Source organism: Vreelandella zhaodongensis (assembly GCF_013415115.1).
Lineage (GTDB): Bacteria > Pseudomonadota > Gammaproteobacteria > Pseudomonadales > Halomonadaceae > Vreelandella > Vreelandella zhaodongensis.
In genome coordinates, this window is the sequence record NZ_JACCDD010000010.1 from 95,989 (window position 1) to 113,702 (window position 17,714).

Annotated in this window: 10 protein-coding genes; all 10 read left to right on the forward strand. The window is 53.9% G+C overall.

What is annotated here, in order from left to right; translation table 11 throughout:
* The first annotated feature begins 34 nt into the window (after window positions 1-34).
* Window positions 35-304 carry an Rdx family protein gene (locus tag HZS79_RS16030; RefSeq protein WP_162218919.1) on the forward strand — a complete coding sequence of 90 codons (270 nt, stop codon included), beginning with the start codon at window positions 35-37 and terminating at the stop codon, window positions 302-304.
* The gene (locus tag HZS79_RS16035) at window positions 301-1,188 is read left to right on the forward strand and encodes a DMT family transporter (protein ID WP_162218920.1); all 888 of its coding nucleotides are present in this window, start codon (window positions 301-303) and stop codon (window positions 1,186-1,188) included. The genes HZS79_RS16030 and HZS79_RS16035 overlap by 4 nt, the downstream gene beginning before the upstream one ends.
* A 247-nt stretch (window positions 1,189-1,435) precedes the next feature.
* Complete coding sequence (locus tag HZS79_RS16040; protein WP_162218921.1) at window positions 1,436-2,902, forward strand: TolC family outer membrane protein; 1,467 nt, start codon at window positions 1,436-1,438, stop codon at window positions 2,900-2,902.
* Between the two features lie 138 nt (window positions 2,903-3,040).
* Window positions 3,041-5,218: a type I secretion system permease/ATPase gene (locus HZS79_RS16045; protein WP_340159026.1), complete on the forward strand. Its 2,178-nt coding sequence runs from the start codon at window positions 3,041-3,043 to the stop codon at window positions 5,216-5,218.
* Window positions 5,218-6,648, forward strand: coding sequence for an HlyD family type I secretion periplasmic adaptor subunit (locus HZS79_RS16050; protein WP_162218923.1), 1,431 nt, complete (start codon window positions 5,218-5,220; stop codon window positions 6,646-6,648). Before HZS79_RS16045 ends, HZS79_RS16050 begins: the two co-directional genes overlap by 1 nt.
* Complete coding sequence (locus HZS79_RS16055) at window positions 6,648-7,283, forward strand: helix-turn-helix transcriptional regulator (protein WP_179928355.1); 636 nt, start codon at window positions 6,648-6,650, stop codon at window positions 7,281-7,283. The genes HZS79_RS16050 and HZS79_RS16055 overlap by 1 nt, the downstream gene beginning before the upstream one ends.
* Before the next feature lie 41 nt (window positions 7,284-7,324).
* A complete protein-coding gene (locus tag HZS79_RS16060; protein WP_179928356.1) occupies window positions 7,325-10,525 on the forward strand; it encodes a UDP-N-acetylmuramoyl-tripeptide--D-alanyl-D-alanine ligase in 3,201 nt (1,066 codons plus the stop codon).
* 40 nt (window positions 10,526-10,565) lie between these two features.
* On the forward strand, window positions 10,566-11,540 hold the full coding sequence (locus tag HZS79_RS16065) for a hypothetical protein (RefSeq protein WP_246311487.1): 975 nt from the start codon (window positions 10,566-10,568) through the stop codon (window positions 11,538-11,540).
* Entirely contained in the window at window positions 11,537-13,360 is a 1,824-nt protein-coding gene (locus HZS79_RS16070; protein WP_179928358.1) for an ABC transporter ATP-binding protein, read from the forward strand. The genes HZS79_RS16065 and HZS79_RS16070 overlap by 4 nt, the downstream gene beginning before the upstream one ends.
* 191 nt (window positions 13,361-13,551) lie before the next feature.
* The coding region (locus tag HZS79_RS16075; RefSeq protein WP_218928030.1) for a hypothetical protein at window positions 13,552-17,714 on the forward strand (4,163 nt) is incomplete at its 3' end.

Genomic DNA, 17,714 nt, shown 5'->3' on the forward strand with positions numbered 1-17,714 from the left:
AGAATGCCCTGTTAAAACACGAAGGAGCCCCAGGATGTCACGCATTCAAATACGTTATTGCACGCAGTGCCAATGGTTGCTGCGCAGCGCTTGGTATGCTCAAGAGCTGCTTTCTACGTTTGGTGAAAGCCTAGCAGAAGTGGCTTTATCTCCCTCTCATGGGGGCACCTTTGAGGTGTGGTGTGATGATGAGCTGTTGTGGGAAAGAAAGCGTGATGGTGGCTTTCCTGATATTAAAACCTTAAAGCAAAAGGTGCGGGATGAGATCGAGCCAGCTCGGGACTTGGGGCACATCGACCGATGAACCAAGATCGTCAAGCCGTTTTGTATGGTCTCGGGGCGGTAGCGCTATGGTCGACGGTTGCCACCGCTTTTAAAGTCGCCCTTACGTGGATGAGCCCGCTTGAGCTGATGTGGCTCGCTGCCCTGGTGTCTTGGGTATTCATGTTTGTACTGGTGGTGAAGCAGGGGCATTTAACAGCAGCCCTTCGCCATGGCTGGCGTACTGCGGCCTGGGCTGGGCTGATGAATCCTGTTGCCTATTATTTGGTGCTGTTTGCCGCTTACGACAGGCTACCAGGGCAGGAGGCGATGGCGCTGAACTATACTTGGGCGCTGGCAATGGCGCTGCTGGCCGTGCCGATTCTAGGGCAGCGGCTCACCCGTATAGATATTATTGCGGGGCTTATTGCCTATGCAGGTGTTTGGGTAATAGCAACGCGCGGCAATGTCTTCAATGTCGATTTTGCAGACCCGTTGGGCGTTGTGTTTGCGCTTTTATCGACGCTTTTATGGGCGCTTTATTGGCTGCTTAATGCGCGAGATGAGCGGGCCCCCTTAATCGCGCAATGGCAGAACTTCAGTGTTGGCCTGCCTGTTTTAACCGCGTTATTGATCTTTGGGCCAGGATTTAACTGGCACGGTTGGCCAGCTTTGGGGGCGGGTGTCTACGTCGGTCTTTTCGAAATGGGAGTGGCGTTTGTGCTCTGGCAGCTGGCGGTTCGTAAGGTTTCTCGTACTGCCAAGGTGTCTAATTTGATTTTTTTATCCCCGCCAATTTCCCTGTTACTTCTTTATATCGTGGTTGGTGAGCCGTTATTGGCATCCACGTTTGTCGGGTTGATCCTGATTTTGTTAGGGCTAGCGCTGCAGCAGCTGCAATCAAAAACCAAGCAAGAAGCTTATTAGTAATGTTTTTTTAGGATTTGTATTGTAAAATTTTGTGACTTTTGGCTTCATAGCATCGGCTTTATGGCTAATGCTATTAAATTAAGCTAGGTAAATGCGCTAATTCGTATCACTGAGTCGCATCAATACTTATTAGTATGAAGTATTGACTAGAGGGCGGAGCAAGAGCATTGAGGGTGCCCCAGGGTTGGTGGCGTTTAGCAGCTATTTCTTCAGCAGCGTGAACATTCATTAGGGATTTATGGCGATGAAAGACGGTATTAAAACGACACTACAAACTTTGTTTTTACAGCGTGCTATTCGACCACTCACGGTCACTACTCTGGCTTGTCTCCCTCTAACTGCTCTTGCTCAGTCGCTACCAGCCAGCCTTTACGCCCCTGGAAGTACGGATCTGTCTAGCACGATTCAGCAAGCCATTATTACCAACCCTCAGGTGAATGCTTCCTGGGCAAATTTTAGTGCGTCAGGAAGTGATGTTCGCGTTGCCCAGGGGGGCTATTTACCCTCTATAGATGTCAGTGCTGGGGTGGGGCGGCAAGATCAGCAAAACGACGGACGCGGCAGTTATAGCAGTGACTTCGCTGAGCTAACATTATCGCAGATGGTGTTCGATGGTTTTGCAACACGCAGCGAGGTTGAGCGTTTAGACCGTGCTCGTTTGGTTGCTTATTTTGAACTCTTAGGCGCCAGTGAAGACGTTGCCCTTGAGGCATTCCGTGCTTACCTAGACGTGATGCGCTTCCGAGAGTTAGTAGGTTTGGCGCAGGATAATTACCGTGAACACCAGCGCGTGTTTAATCAAATTGAAGAGCGGGTGCGTTCTGGCGCTGGTCGTGGTGTGGATCTCGAGCAAATCAGTGGCCGTCTAGCGTTAGCTGAATCAAATTTGATGTCCGAAGCCTCGAACCTCCACGATGTTACTGCTCGTTTTCAGCGGATAGTTGGTACGCTGCCAGCGCAGAACATGGCGCCGTCGCCTTCATTTGGTAGTGAAATACCCGCAGATGTTAGCCAAGCAGTAGAACTGGCGTTTCAAGGTAACCCCGAGTTTCATGCAGCGATTGAAAATATTGCCGTGCAGCGCGCAGAGAGAGAGGGGGCTCGGGCTGCCTTTATGCCTCGTTTAGATATTCAGGGGCGCACAGGTACTAACAACCAAGACGACTCCATCACAGGTCGTAGTGATGAACACAGTATTCAGCTCGTTGCGAGTATGAACTTGTACCGGGGTGGTTCCGACTATGCATCATTTAATGCAGCAACTACACGAATTGAGCAGGCAGAAAATCAGCGCGAAACGGCCTGTACTAATGTTAGGCAGACGACGCAAATTGCCTACAATGATTCGCAACGGATAGGTGAGCAACTACGCTATCTCAATGAGCACCGCCAGTCGATTGATCGTGTTCGCGGCGCTTATAAACAGCAGTTTGATATTGGGCAACGAACGCTACTCGATGTTCTGGATAGTGAGAATGAATACTTTGAAGCCAGTCGTGCCTACGCCAGTGCTCAATTTGACTTAACTCTCGCACAGGCGCGCACGCTTGCGGCGATGGGCCAACTAATGCAAACCCTGCAAGTTACTCGTGATGATATTCCTAGTCTTGACGAGCTAGGTTACGAGCATCTCGGCTCTCGTGCTCAAATGGCCTGCGCAATCGATGGCCCACGTGGTTTTACGCTAGAGGACTTCACTCGGGGCATTTAAAAGCTGCCTAGTGATCACGGTAGTTGGCTGTTTGTTGGGTAAAAGCCTGTGAATCTGTGGTTAAAAGATTTTACTTCTAGCCAACAGCACCCAGTCAATGGCTGGGTGCGCATAATTCATTAGGATAATGAGGTCTCAGTGACGCAACGTAATCTGGAAACATCTCAGGCTGATCGCAAAAGCGAGCAGGAAGGACACGATGAGTTACTGGAGTGTTTAAAGACAGTTGCTTCATATTATCAGCATGAAGTGTCATCAGAGGCCTTAAAAGCGGGCCTGCCCTTAGAGCAAGGAAAGTTAATTCCTTCCGTCTTTGGGCGGGCAGCCTCGCGAGCTGGGCTTACTTCGCATATTGTGAAAAGTAAGCTTTCGGGGCTAAATCCTGCCCTATTTCCTGCCATTTTATTGCTGGAGCCGGGGCGTGCTTGTGTACTGCTAGGGGTGGATCTCAAGCAGCAAAAAGCAAAAGTGATTTTTCCTGAGCTATCAGAGGCTGATACGGAAATATCACTAGAGGAGCTTCATGCTGGTTACAGTGGCGAAGCCATCTACGTAAGGCCAAAATTTAGAGTTGATAGTGCCTCAGAGCCCAGTGTTAAAAAACGCCGCGATCAACACTGGTTCTGGGGGGTTATCCGTGAAAATCGACGTCTCTACCGAGACATCGTATTAGGGTCTGTCGCCATCAATATGTTTGCACTGGCGATGCCTCTGTTTGTGCTTAATGTTTATGATCGAGTGGTGCCAAACCAAGCGACAGAGACGCTTTGGGTATTGGCAATCGGTATTTTCATAGTGCTGTGTTTCGATCTGGCGCTACGGCTAATGCGCAGTAGCTTTGTGGATTTGGCCGCCAGTCGTGCTGATGTGAAGCTTTCTTCTTCTATCATGGCCAAAGCATTAGGTTTACGCCTAGAAGAACGGCCCGCATCGACAGGTTCGTTTACGGCTACGCTCCAATCATTTGAGTCGGTCAGAGCATTTATTGGTTCTGCAACAATACTAGGTATTGTTGACCTTCCTTTCGTACTGCTTTTCGCCGCCATTATTGCGCTGATTAACCCTTGGCTAGTGCTGCCGGTACTAGCAGGGATCGTGTTCGTTTTGTTGTACGCATTGGCGGCGCAAGGAAAGCTGCATGAGCTTTCTCAAACGACATGGGAAGTGGGTGCGCAACGAAACTCGTTATTAGTGGAATCTATCTCTCAGCTAGAAAACGTGAAGGCACTGCGTGCTGAGAGTCGTATTCAGCGCCACTGGGAGAAGGCAACTGCTTTTCTCTCCCGAACCGGGGCTCAGCTAAAAATGGTGAGCACATCGGTTTCTAGTGTTGCTCAGTGGGCGCAACACAGCGTTGCGGTGTGCGTCATTATTGTGGGTGTGTATCAAATTATTGAAGGTAACCTGACCCAGGGCGGGTTAATTGCGGCTTATATGTTGTCATCCAGAGCAATGGCGCCGATTAGCCAAGCGGCTGCCTTGCTGGCGCAGTATCACCAGTCTTCCACGGCGCTGGAGTCTTTAGATGGCGTCATGAGCAAAAGGGTAGAGCGTCACGAGGGGAAAGCGTATGTCGAAAAGCCAAGCTTTACAGGCAGCATTCGTTTAGAAAAAGTAACGTTGTGCTACCCAAATGAAGAAAGAGAGGCACTGCGTGATGTCTCTGTTTCCATTAAAGCCGGTGAAAAGATTGCACTGTTAGGCCGTGTTGGTTGCGGAAAGTCATCATTAAATAAGCTAGTGCTTGGGTTTTATCAGCCTACTTCAGGTGCTGTATTAGTCGATGGTGTTGATATCCGGCAGTTGGATCCTCTTCAGTTGCGTCGACATATCGGCTATGTCCCTCAGGATGTCAGCCTTTTTGCGGGTTCGCTAAGAGACAATATTGTTGCCGGTGGTGGTAGTGATCGCGTTGATGACGAGGCGTTACTCAGAGCTATTGAAATAGCGGGGCTAGAGTCGTTGGTCAACAGCCACCCAAAAGGAGTTGACCTCCAAGTGGGGGAGCGCGGTCAGGCGCTCTCTGGTGGTCAAAAACAAGCCGTTGCGATTGCTCGGGCCGTGGTACAAGACCCACCTATTCTGCTGTTAGATGAGCCAACCAGCTCAATGGATAACGCCAGTGAGGAAGCCTTCAAAGCTAATCTCACGAACGTCGCTCCTGGGAAAACCATTCTCGTTGTCACTCACCGTACGTCGCTGCTTTCCCTCGTGGACCGCATTATCGTGATGGATGCAGGGAAAGTGGTGGCCGATGGTCCGCGGGATACTGTGGTCGAAGCGTTGCGTAAAGGCCAGATCGGGAGGGCGTCATAATGGCAAAGAAAAACGCGCCTACCACCGAGCAGAAAGGTTTTGAAGCGATTGGTCGGTTCTCAGAAAAAGGCCAAAAGCCGTTTCGGCCATTTATGGACCGACTTTTTGCCCGCCGCGTAACGTCTGCCCACCTTAGTCGTGATTGGGCGAGTGATACAGACTGGGCGCGTATGCAGCAAGAGCCGATGCGCGCTCGGTTATTTCTTTACACGGTCTTGGTGACCATTGTGGCGCTTCTAGTGTGGGCATCTGTTGCGGCTATCGATGAAGTAACGCGTGGGACGGGGCGTGTCATTCCCGCTAGTCAATTACAGCGTATACAGTCGTTTGATGGTGGTGTTGTTGAGCAAATCATGATCAGGGAAGGGCAGGTTGTGAGTGCGGGTGAGGTGCTGATGCAAATTGACCCGACACGCTTTGTCTCTGATTTCCGAGAAAATCGCGCCCAGCGTTTTGCTTTAGAAGCGCGTGCTGAAAGGCTGCGGGCATTAGCGACCAACAGTGCCTTTGAACCCTCAGAAGAGCTGCGCCAGGAAGTGCCTAGTATTGTGATGCAAGAGCGCGAGGTTTATGAAAGTCGTCGTGAGGAGCTTCGTGAGCAAGAAAATGTGCTTAATGACCGCATACGGCAGCGCCAAGAAGAGCTAAGGGAAGCTCAGGCTCGCCGAGATACCGCTCAGCGCGAAGCAAATATGGCCAGCCAAGAGCTGAATTTGACTAGGCCACTCCTGGCCTCAGGCGCCGTATCGGAAGTCGAAGTTTTGCGATTACAGCGAGAAGTGTCTCGCGCCACAGGCGAGCGAAGTCAAGCGGACGCAGCGGTTTCTCGATTGCAGGCTGCGGTTGAAGAAGCAGAAACACAGCTGCGTGAGCTGGGGGCTGAGAGACGCAGTGAGTGGCGAAACGATCTCGCACAGGTCAGTGGCGACCTTAATGCTCTTCAACAGTCAGGCACGGGTCTCCAAGACAGGGTGCGTCTAACTGAAATCCGCTCCCCAGTCGATGGAGTGATTCAGCGTATTCACATCAATACGATTGGCGGTGTTGCGCAACCTGGGCAGGAAGTTGTCGAAATTATTCCCAGTGATGACCAACTATTAGTAGAAGCGCGTATAGCGCCACAAGACATCGCTTTCTTACACCCCGGACAACCTGCCACCATCAAGCTTACCGCCTACGACTATGCCATCTATGGTGGTTTGCAGGCGGAACTTGACCACATAAGCGCAGACACAATTACCGATGATGATGGTAATACGTTCTATTTGGTGCGTGTGCGCAGTCTTGAAGATGAAAATATTGCTGAGCGGCTCCAGGTTATTCCTGGGATGACCGCGCAGGTGGATATTGTGACAGGCAAGCGAACGGTAATGCAGTTCCTTCTTAAACCTGTTTTAAGGGCGTGGCGAGATTCCATGGGGGAACGCTAATGAAACATTGGTTTGTAACAACGGATGGTAGTCTGAAGGCGCGCTGGGAAAGTGCTTTTCCTGCAAGTGTAGCCACCACGCCAGATAGCGTATTAGGTAAGGCGGAGCCAGGGGATGTGGTTTGGCTAACGACCATGGTTGAAAACTGGAAGGAGTTGGTTCCAGCGGCAACCGCAAGAAATGCAATTGTGGTGATGCTCAGCTATGCGCCTAATGATCGCGAGGCGCTAAGGGCGCTTGACCTTGGTGCGCGTGGCTACGTACACACCCTGGCAGCGCCGGATGTACTTAACCAAGTGGCGCTTGTAGTAACCAATCAAGGAGTTTGGGTGGGCCAAGAGCTGCTTGCAAAAGTGATGGGTGGAACATTTAAGGCGTTGCAAAACCGCCAGGACGATGAAGGACACCAGCACAGTGAGTATTTGCACTTGCTCACGGAACGCGAACGAGGTGTGGCGCTGGCCGTTGCTCGCGGTGCAACAAACAAGGAAGTCGCTCGCCAGTTAGATATCACAGAGCGCACGGTAAAAGCCCATCTAAGTGCCATATTTAAGAAGCTATCCGTTCGTGATCGCCTACAGCTAATCCTGAAGCTAGCGCCGGTTGCTGGGCGCACTTCAGAACGTATTCACTAAATTTCGGGCTCTTACCTTAGCCCTTATTTTTGAGCAATTGAATGCCCGACCATAAAAGCTCCTCACTGCCTTGCCCACTTCCACAAAGTGAGCAGGGCGCTGGAAAAGCCACGCAGTCTGCCCGAGCGGTTGATCTTACGCATGCGTTGGATGGCATCGGCGAAACGGTGATGCCTATGTGGTTGAATAGGCATGCGCAGCTTGCGGAGTTTGCGCAAGTAATGCTGATGTCGGCAAGCGATGGCTATGAGCGCGCGCAAGTCACTTCTGTGCAGCTTGATGTGGGCAACTTGCAGGCAGGTAACTGGGCAGCGTTACTCCCCATACTGAAGCAGGCACTAGAACAGCTGGAGCGAAAGTTTCTTCATCCTCTGGTGTGGTGTCGGTTGGAGTGGCCTTTTGCGGTGCGCGAGTGGCATTGGCTGGCGCTAAAGCAAGAAATTAAACGCTATAAGCGCAACTATTTTCGCAGCGGCATAGCGTTTGTGGGCAAGAGGTTTCCTCGGCTCTTGCTGACAGAGATGGAGCTTAATGCTAATGCCTGTTTATACGCAGGGAATCAGGTTGCACATGCCGACGTCAATCAAGCTCATCTAGAGCGTTATATAAAAGCGCGTCATGGCTCAAGCCAGATGCCAGACTTTGCCGATAATATGCCAGCTTGGAGCTTTTCCACTACTGGCGTGTTTGTGGATGTAAGCGGTGAAAAAGCCAATGTGCATGCTCTGGATACTCAGCCGAGGCGTTGGGGGAGGCGAGCGACTCCCCCACTGACTGCGGTATCCACTGGAGAGCTGATTGCTCGCTCCACCCGCTTTTTGGGCAAGCAGGTGAGCCAAGATGGTCGTTATGTGTATGGCTATTTTCCCTGTTTTGACCGCCGTATTAATACCTATAACTCGTTACGCCATGCCAGCAGTACCTATGCCTTGTTGGAAGGCTATGAGGCTTGTGCGGAGCAAGCGCTTTTAAGTCACGAGGAGCTTGACGTATTACGCCAGCAGATTGCCAGTGCGCTTTCGGGTTTATGTTCCCAGTTCGTTATTCATCGCCAAGGCGCGGCCTATGTGGTGGATGTAGGCGACATTATCAAGCTGGGAGCCAATGCGGTCGCCATTCTTGCATTGGTGAAGTATCACCAGGTCACGGGAGATGATCGTTATGCTGAGCTGGCGGATGCGTTGGCGCTAGGGATTTCAAGAATGCAGGAGACTGATGGTAGCTTTGTGCACGTGCTCAATGCTGCGGATTTATCGGTTAAGGAAAAGACGCGGATCATTTATTACGATGGCGAAGCCGCTTTTGCCCTAATGCGACTTTACGACCATACCCGCGATAGTCGCTGGCTTGCATGCGTGGTTAAAGCGTTTGACTACTTTATTGCTAGCGGACACGAAAATGCCCACGACCATTGGCTTGCGTATTGCTCAAATGAGTTGGTGACGCACTGCCCTGAGCGCAAATATTTTGCGTTTGCGGTACGTAATATCGCGGGCTATGTCGATTTTATTCGCGAGCGGATCACCACCTTTCCAACGCTGCTTGAGCTGTCGATGGCGTTTCACAAGACACTCCTCAAGTTGGAGAAACGCCCAGATTTAGCCGATGTGCTGAATGGTTTTGATACCAATGCGTTTTACCGTGCCCTGCATGCCAGAGCGAACTATCTTCTGAATGGTTTTTTCTGGCCGGAAGTAGCAATGTACTTTAAGGCACCCGCGACTATCGTGGATGGTTTTTTTATTCGTCATCACAGTTTTCGCGTAAGGATTGACGATGTAGAGCACTATCTTTCGGGGTTGGTGGCGTATCAGCAGATGCTGCGTGAGGGAGGCTATGCCAGTGTTAAACCGCCGTTAGGGAATCGGCTTGATGCTAAGGCTATCGCCTCGGCAACTGAGGGGAGATGGACATCAGTGCCGTCTGATGAATGGCAGGCGAGAGGACTATGCTGCTGGCCGAAGTCTTTTCAACCGGGGCAGGTGGTTGTCGCTCGTGGCAAGGAAATGGATAAAGGTTTCTTGCCATTCGCAGCGGTGAGGTCTCTAGTGAGCAAAGGTGCTTCCGCAGTGCTTTGCGATGATAGCGAGGCGTATCGTGATATCGGCGTGCCCGTGTTGCAAGTTCCCGATGTGCGAGCAGCGACGCTGGCCATAGGGCGGTGGCAACGGCGTTGTTATGCTGGTCGCGTTGTCGGAATTACCGGTAGTGCAGGTAAAACAACGGCAGTGGCGATGCTAGCCCATGTGCTGAGCTATAGCGGTGCGGTAGGGCAAACGCAGGGCAGTGCCAACCTGCCGATTGGCATTGCCTGGAACATCGCTTCGATGCCGCAAGAGGCACGGTACTGGGTGGTTGAAATGGCCATCGGCTCCATGGCCCAGAATACGGAGCTTGCTCGCCCTGACATCGCCATTATTACTAATATCGCGGCATCGCATCTGGTGTATCACCGTTCGCTGGACGAAATTGCCCGTAAGAAAGCGCTTATTTTTCAGAGTATGCCACCCGACGGGGTCGCTATTCTCTATCGCGATATGCCTCAGTATACTTATCTGGCTGAGCAGGCGAGGCGCTATCACCTACAGGTGGTCAGTTTCGGTGAACATCCTGACGCTGACATACGCATGCTGGAGTTTGCAGGGAATAGCGGGCGCATTATGTTTGATGGCGCTGTGTATGAACTTTGTATGAGTGCTGCTGGACGTCATATGCTGCTCAATGCCATGGCGGTATTAGCAGTGGCTAGGCACGAACACCTACCTTTAGAAACCATCATGGCCGGCTTGGCATCTTTCCAGGCGGTGGTGGGGAGAGGCGAGGTGAGGGGCTTGGATTGTTACGGGATGCCAATCACTCTTTACGATGAAACGTATAATGCCAATCCATTATCAATGCGTATGGCGCTGGAGGCCTTCTCCTCACTCCCCGTAGAGGCTGATAAAAAGCTGTTAATTATTGGTGATATGCTTGAGCTTGGATCAGCGGCAGAGGCTCTGCATCAGGAACTCGTGCCTATTCTTGCTACGCTATCGGCTAGGAAAATTCTGCTTTGTGGTCAACATTGCCAAGTGTTGGCGCCGCTATTGGGTGGAGAAGCTTGTGGTGTGTTTCACTTCGCGGATGTCAACGCTCTTGAGTCAGCACTGCCTGACCACCTAATGCCGCAAGATAGCGTACTTGCCAAGGCATCCCATGGCACCGGGCTGCACACGCTTTTTTCTCAGCTACCTCATGATTAAACATCTATCGTCATACCAGCGTGGTTGGGTTGCTCTGCTAATGCTTTGCGCAACAATGGGCAAGCTAACGCCAGTAATTGCCCAACCACCTCCAGAAGCGGGGGAATGCTATTACCTGCAGCGTGATACACCGCTCGAGGTACTGGCAAATGAGTCGGATCATGCTGATCGTTTAGATAGCATTCACTACTTTGTCGAGGCCGTTGATCAGGAAGTGGCGCAGAGCGCCACGAGACTTGATGACTTGGAAATGCAGCTTAAAGCCGCCGATGTGCTTTATCGCGAAGTGCTTGGGCTTACGCCACCTTTGCTTATGCCACGTTATCAGCGTGCAGGCTTTATTATGGTGATATTACGTGCTGATCAATCACGTGGCGGACAAGCTTATGATGAAGTTGTACGCAGTCCGACTGTGCCTGATTGCCATATTCGCATGGCTCTAGGTGGCCAAGTGGATCCAGCCGGAAACTTAACACCTGCACATGAGCTTTTTCATCTCTATCAAAATGCTCACATGATGTTTAAGCAAGGTTGGGTGCATGAAGGATTGGCCCGGTGGTCGGAATCGCTATTGAGAGGGGGTGTGCAAGAGGGGAAGCCCTTACCCGCTAATGTCGAGGCGCTTGAAGTGGTGATGCAAGACAGCTACGGCGCAGCCCCATTTTGGCAGCGATTGTTTTATCTGCTTGATCCTCAGGGGGATAACTCCATTCCGAAGGAGCTTCGAGATAAACGCTATCATGATGGCGGCCTGGTAGTGGAAGTGAGCAAGTTTTATGGCAGCGCATTCCTGCCGTTACTTTTCTCTTCACTGCATGAGGTCGGAGTGGCGCTGGCCCATCAAGAGCAATGGCCAGTGTATGGTTGGGCAGAGGCCGAACAGCGCAGCCTGCGTCATAATGAGATCATCCTATCCGCTGTGCATCATGCCGTTTCAACGTATATGCCAATAGCCGATCAGCCGGACGAGTTACGTGCTTTTATGCAACTTATTGAACCAATGATTGATCAATGAGCAACCTAGCGGCACATAGTCAGATGGAAGAGATCCATGGGGATCAAGTTCGCGACTTAATGGCTGCGCTGGCGCGTGCAGTGTTGTGGCCGTTTCGCTGGCGCGTATTGACCATCCTGTTGATGCAGGTGGCAAGCCAAATCATGTTGTTGGCAAGCTTGGTACTACCCTGGCAATTGCTTCAAGTATTGATAACTGGGCGCAGTCGCATAGATGGCTGGGTTCTCGGAGCGGATACCCACGGTGGTAAGATAGCGGTATTAATAGCATTGGCAGTACTCTGTTTTTGCGCCTACGCCTTTCTTCAATGGTTAGTTAAAAAAGCCATAGCACGTCTTTCGACCTTAATTCTGGGGCATTTGAATAAAACTCGGCTAGTGGCCAACCATCGATTACTGGGCAAGCGTGTACTAGGTGTGGTGATAGGCGCCCTATCATCAACGGTGATTGCCTTACTCTTCTGCTTGGTGATCGCTCTTCTGCATCCTCTGTTAGCGCTATTGGCAATTTCATGTGTGCTGGGGTTGGTGATGGTGGTTGGTTTTTACTATCGCTTTGAGCGGGTGCAGAAAATTCAGAATACGTTGCAAGGTAACGTTCTGACAGTCATCAATGTCAGCTTTGCCCTTGGGTTTTTAATTATTGTGTTGGATTACATCAATGGGACGATGCGCCCACTTCTGACACTGTTCATACTGCTGCTAGGAATGCGCCAATTGATGGCAGCCAGTGTCAATGGGTTGGTGAATTTCTTGAGCATTATTAAGTATTTTCAGCAGATTAATATGCTGCTTTTGCCGCGCTCCCAGCAGGTGTCTCTCTTTTCAACCACGGATTTTGTACAACGCTTTGAACAAGCGACTCTCAAACAGTGGCTCTTGCCTTGGGTGGTTGAGTGTAACTACTGTCACCGAGAACCCGAAATTATACAATGTCGCCTGCTTTATGGGAGAGCCATAGCGCACGTATTAGTTTGTGATACTGATAGCCACGGCTCCCCTCGCTATATGTTGCTCAAGTGCTACGTCACTGCACGAGAAAATGAAGCGCTTCATGAGACCGCACTTTTGAGTGAAGTAAGCGGTCATTGCTATGGTGCCATCCCGACAGTCCCTGTTTTACGAGCAAGTGGCTGTTTGCCGTGGTGTTCTTTTGTGTTGTTAGAGGTGGGTGACCAACCACCCCAGTGGAAGAACTCTGAAGAGCGTAAACCGTGGATGAATGAGCTGCGTCAATGCCTTCGTCATGTCCCTTTGCCCAACAGGCTGATTACCCAGTACACCGCAACGTTTGCCTCTTTACCTGAGCGTATGAGGAAAATTAAGGCTTCGCATTTTGCATACCTGACCCAAGAAGACAAACAGCGCTTTCAAGTTGAGCGCTTCATGCGGCTCTGGCCGTTTATGGTCGTGGAGATGGAAAGGGTGCCCAAATGTCTGACAGTGCAAAATCCGAGTAGCGCCCGCGTGGCCGTTATAGACAATCATATGCTTCTACTGGACTGGCAGGGCTGGGTATATGACACGCTGGGGACACATTGGCCGCTATCCGCAAAACTCCATGCGGAAGTGCTTGAGATGATCAGCAGTCAATGGGAAAGCTCTGAGAGCCAGCAAGGCTGGTCTGAGTTTAATTCACCAACCATGGCTGCGAACTACGTTGCATTGGTTGCGCGTGCGCACGAATTTTGCCAACGTTGCCAGCTTAATAATGATCCTGGCGCACTTAATATGATGGCTGGGCTTATAAAAGCCTACGAGGCCATCAGTCTGGCTGATGAGCAGAATAAAGCCAAGGCAGAACGCTCTATTGAGCACTGACAGATCATTATAGTTCCAAGCATGTTCGCCAGCTCCTTCCTGCCGCTGTGTTCGTACTGTCCACCGGTACAATATGAATTCCCACCCATCAAGACTAGCCTGTTGCAAAATGCCGTTAATGAAAATTTACTTTCATTGGTTCTTACTAAAGCGGCGACCTCTTTGATGAAACAGCGGGTGGGATACAGCACATGGCAACAGTTATCGCGATTTCAGGTCAGGCATGGGCACGTGATGAAGACGGCAACCTGCGTGAGCTAAGCATTGGTGACGTTCTGCAGGAAGGTGAAACGCTCATCACGTCTGCGGATGGACGTGTAGACCTAGACTTTGCCGACGGAACAGGCGCTAACGTTATCGAGGGTGGCCAAGAAGTTGCTGTTACTTCTGAGCTTGATCTTGACGCGATTGTAGCCACCGATGCCAGCGCTCTGGATGACGATTTAGAAGCGCTGCTCGCCGCCCTCGATGATGAAGATGGCGACCTACTTGATCTGCTGGATGCGACTGCAGCCGGTGGTGCTGGCGGCGGTGGCGGCGGCGGTAACAGCTTTGTGCGTCTCGCCCGTATTTCCGAAGAAACCGACCCGCTTAGTTTTAGCACTGAAGGTGGCCTTGAAGGGGCCGAGTTCGTTGAGCTTGATGGCGGCGGCGTAGTCGCTACAGCAACAGACATCGATGATACTGACGCCGATGCCGATGCCGATGCCGATGCCGATGCCGATGCCGATGCCGATGCCGATGCCGATGCCGATGCCGATGCCGATGCGGACGCTGATGCAGACGCAGACGCTGATGCGGACGCCGATGCGGATGCTGACGCGGATGCGGATGCGGATGCGGATGCGGATGCTGACGCTGACGCCGATGCGGATGCTGACGCGGATGCTGACGCTGACGCCGACGCCGACGCCGACTCCGATGCGGACGCAGATGCAGATGCAGATGCCGATGCAGATGCTGACGCCGATGCGGATGCTGACGCTGACGCTGACGCTGACGCAGATGCTGATGCCGATGCCGATGCAGATGCAGATGCCGATGCGGACGCCGATGCGGATGCTGACGCGGACGCTGATGCTGATGCCGATGCGGACGCTGATGCAGATGCGGACGCTGATGCAGATGCAGATGCGGACGCTGATGCCGACGCCGACGCCGACGCCGATGCGGACGCTGATGCCGATGCAGATGCTGACGCCGATGCGGATGCTGACGCCGATGCGGATGCTGACGCCGATGCTGATGCGGACGCTGACGCTGACGCTGATGCAGATGCTGACGCCGATGCTGACGCGGATGCGGATGCCGATGCGGACGCGGACGCTGACGCCGACGCCGATGCGGACGCTGATGCCGACGCTGATGCTGATGCGGACGCTGATGCGGACGCTGACGCCGATGCGGACGCTGATGCAGATGCAGATGCTGATGCCGACGCCGACGCCGACGCCGACGCCGACGCCGACTCCGACTCCGACGCCGACGCCGACGCCGACGCCGACGCCGACGCCGACTCCGATGCGGACGCAGATGCTGACGCCGATGCGGATGCTGACGCTGACGCTGACGCTGACGCAGATGCTGATGCCGATGCCGATGCCGATGCCGATGCCGATGCCGATGCCGATGCAGATGCAGATGCCGATGCCGATGCGGACGCCGATGCGGATGCTGACGCGGACGCTGATGCTGATGCTGATGCCGATGCGGACGCTGATGCCGATGCCGATGCCGATGCCGATGCTGATGCTGATGCTGATGCGGATTCTGACGCCGATGCGGACGCTGATGCCGATGCGGACGCTGACGCCGACGCCGACGCCGACTCCGATGCGGACGCTGATGCCGACGCTGATGCTGATGCTGATGCTGATGCCGATGCCGATGCGGACGCTGACGCTGACGCTGACGCTGACGCTGACGCTGACGCTGACGCTGACGCTGACGCTGACGCTGACGCTGACGCTGACGCTGACGCTGACGCTGACGCCGACGCCGACGCCGACGCCGACGCCGACGCTGATGCCGATGCCGATGCCGATGCTGATGCTGATGCCGATGCTGATGCCGATGCTGACGCCGATGCGGATGCGGATGCGGATGCGGATGCGGATTCTGACGCCGATGCGGACGCTGATGCGGATGCCGATGCCGATGCCGATGCCGATGCGGACGCCGATGCTGACGCGGATGCGGATGCGGATGCGGATGCCGATGCCGATGCGGATGCCGATGCCGATGCCGATGCCGATGCGGACGCTGACGCTGACGCTGACGCTGATGCCGACGCCGATGCTGACGCCGATGCTGACGCCGATGCTGACGCCGATGCTGACGCCGATGCTGACGCCGATGCCGATGCCGATGCAGATGCTGACGCCGATGCGGACGCTGATGCAGATGCGGACGCTGATGCCGATGCCGATGCCGATGCCGATGCGGACGCTGACGCCGATGCGGACGCTGATGCAGATGCAGATGCGGACGCCGACGCCGACGCCGACGCCGACGCCGATGCCGATGCCGACGCTGATGCTGACGCCGATGCTGACGCCGATGCTGATGCGGATGCGGATGCTGACGCCGATGCAGATGCGGACGCAGATGCGGACGCAGATGCCGATGCGGACGCTGATGCGGACGCTGATGCCGATGCCGATGCGGATGCGGATGCGGATGCTGACGCCGATGCGGACGCTGACGCTGATGCTGATGCTGATGCTGATGCTGATGCTGACGCCGATGCGGACGCTGATGCAGATGCAGACGCTGATGCTGATGCGGACGCCGACGCGGATGCTGACGCGGATGCCGATGCCGATGCCGATGCGGATGCGGATGCGGACGCCGATGCTGACGCTGACGCGGATGCGGATGCTGACGCCGATGCGGATGCTGACGCCGATGCGGATGCGGATGCGGATGCGGATGCGGATGCGGATGCGGATGCTGACGCCGATGCGGATGCTGACGCCGATGCAGATGCAGATGCGGACGCTGACGCCGATGCGGATGCGGATGCGGATGCGGATGCGGATGCTGACGCCGATGCTGACGCTGACGCTGACGCTGACGCTGACGCTGACGCTGACGCTGACGCTGACGCTGACGCTGACGCCGATGCAGATGCAGATGCAGATGCAGATGCAGATGCAGATGCAGATGCAGATGCGGATGCTGACGCCGACGCCGATGCGGATATCGAGCTAGAAGCCACGATCATCATCGACACGATTGCTGGTGACGACATAATCAACGGTGAAGAAGCTGAAGGCGACATCACCATCACCGGCACCGTGGGTGGCGACGCCCGCGAAGGCGACACCGTCACTCTGACGGTGGGTGGTGAGACCTTCACCGGCCAAGTCGATGAAAACCTGAACTATGCTATTGACGTTCCAGGCACCCTGCTGGCTAACAATGACAGCATCACGGCTGATGTGATTGGGGAAGACGAAGCAGGCAACATCTACAGCGCTGATACTGAACGCGGCTACAGTGTCGATACCACCGCGCCGACGGTCAGTGTTGAGCTGGAAGCGGCTAGCGGCGACATCTACAGCGCCGACGAAATCGCCGATGGCGTTAATGCCACCGTCACCCTGGGCAGCAGCACCGAAATCGGTGACACCCTGATCGTGGTGGATGGTAAAGGCAACGAGCTGTTCAACGGCGACGTCACCCAGGAGATGCTGGACAACGGCCTGACCGTGACCATCACCGACCTGGACGGCACGGATACTGCACTGAGCGTTACCGCCACGGTCACCGACCCAGCGGGCAACAGCGACAGCGCCACGGATAACGGCGTTATCGACGCCACCGCGCCAACAGTTAGCGTGGCACTCGAAGACGCGTCAGGTGATATCTACAGCGCCGACGAAATCGCCGATGGCGTTAATGCCACCGTCACCCTGGGCAGCAGCACCGAAGTGGGCGACACCCTGGTGGTCACCGACGGCAAGGGCAACGAGCTGTTCAACGGCGACGTCACCCAGGAGATGCTGGACAACGGCCTGACCGTGACCATCACCGACCTGGACGGCACGGATACCGACATCAGCGTTACCGCCACGGTCACCGACCCAGCGGGCAACAGCGACAGCGCCACGGATAACGGCGTTATCGACGCCACTGCGCCGACGGTCAGTGTTGAGCTGGAAGCGGCTAGCGGCGACATCTACAGCGCCGACGAAATCGCCGATGGCGTTAATGCCACCGTCACCCTGGGCAGCAGCACCGAAATCGGTGACACCCTGATCGTGGTGGATGGTAAAGGCAATGAGCTGTTCAACGGCGCCGTCACCCAGGAGATGCTGGACAACGGCCTGACCGTGACCATCACCGACCT

Excerpts from the sequence above, each read along its gene's own strand:
- HZS79_RS16040 (WP_162218921.1), top strand. The coding sequence starts at position 1,436 with ATGAAAGACGGTATTAAAACGACACTACAAACTTTGTTTTTACAGCGT.
- HZS79_RS16060 (WP_179928356.1), top strand. The coding sequence starts at position 7,325 with ATGCCCGACCATAAAAGCTCCTCACTGCCTTGCCCACTTCCACAAAGT.
- HZS79_RS16050 (WP_162218923.1), top strand. The coding sequence starts at position 5,218 with ATGGCAAAGAAAAACGCGCCTACCACCGAGCAGAAAGGTTTTGAAGCG.
- HZS79_RS16070 (WP_179928358.1), top strand. The coding sequence starts at position 11,537 with ATGAGCAACCTAGCGGCACATAGTCAGATGGAAGAGATCCATGGGGAT.
- HZS79_RS16055 (WP_179928355.1), top strand. The coding sequence starts at position 6,648 with ATGAAACATTGGTTTGTAACAACGGATGGTAGTCTGAAGGCGCGCTGG.
- HZS79_RS16030 (WP_162218919.1), top strand. The coding sequence starts at position 35 with ATGTCACGCATTCAAATACGTTATTGCACGCAGTGCCAATGGTTGCTG.
- HZS79_RS16065 (WP_246311487.1), top strand. The coding sequence starts at position 10,566 with ATGCTTTGCGCAACAATGGGCAAGCTAACGCCAGTAATTGCCCAACCA.
- HZS79_RS16035 (WP_162218920.1), top strand. The coding sequence starts at position 301 with ATGAACCAAGATCGTCAAGCCGTTTTGTATGGTCTCGGGGCGGTAGCG.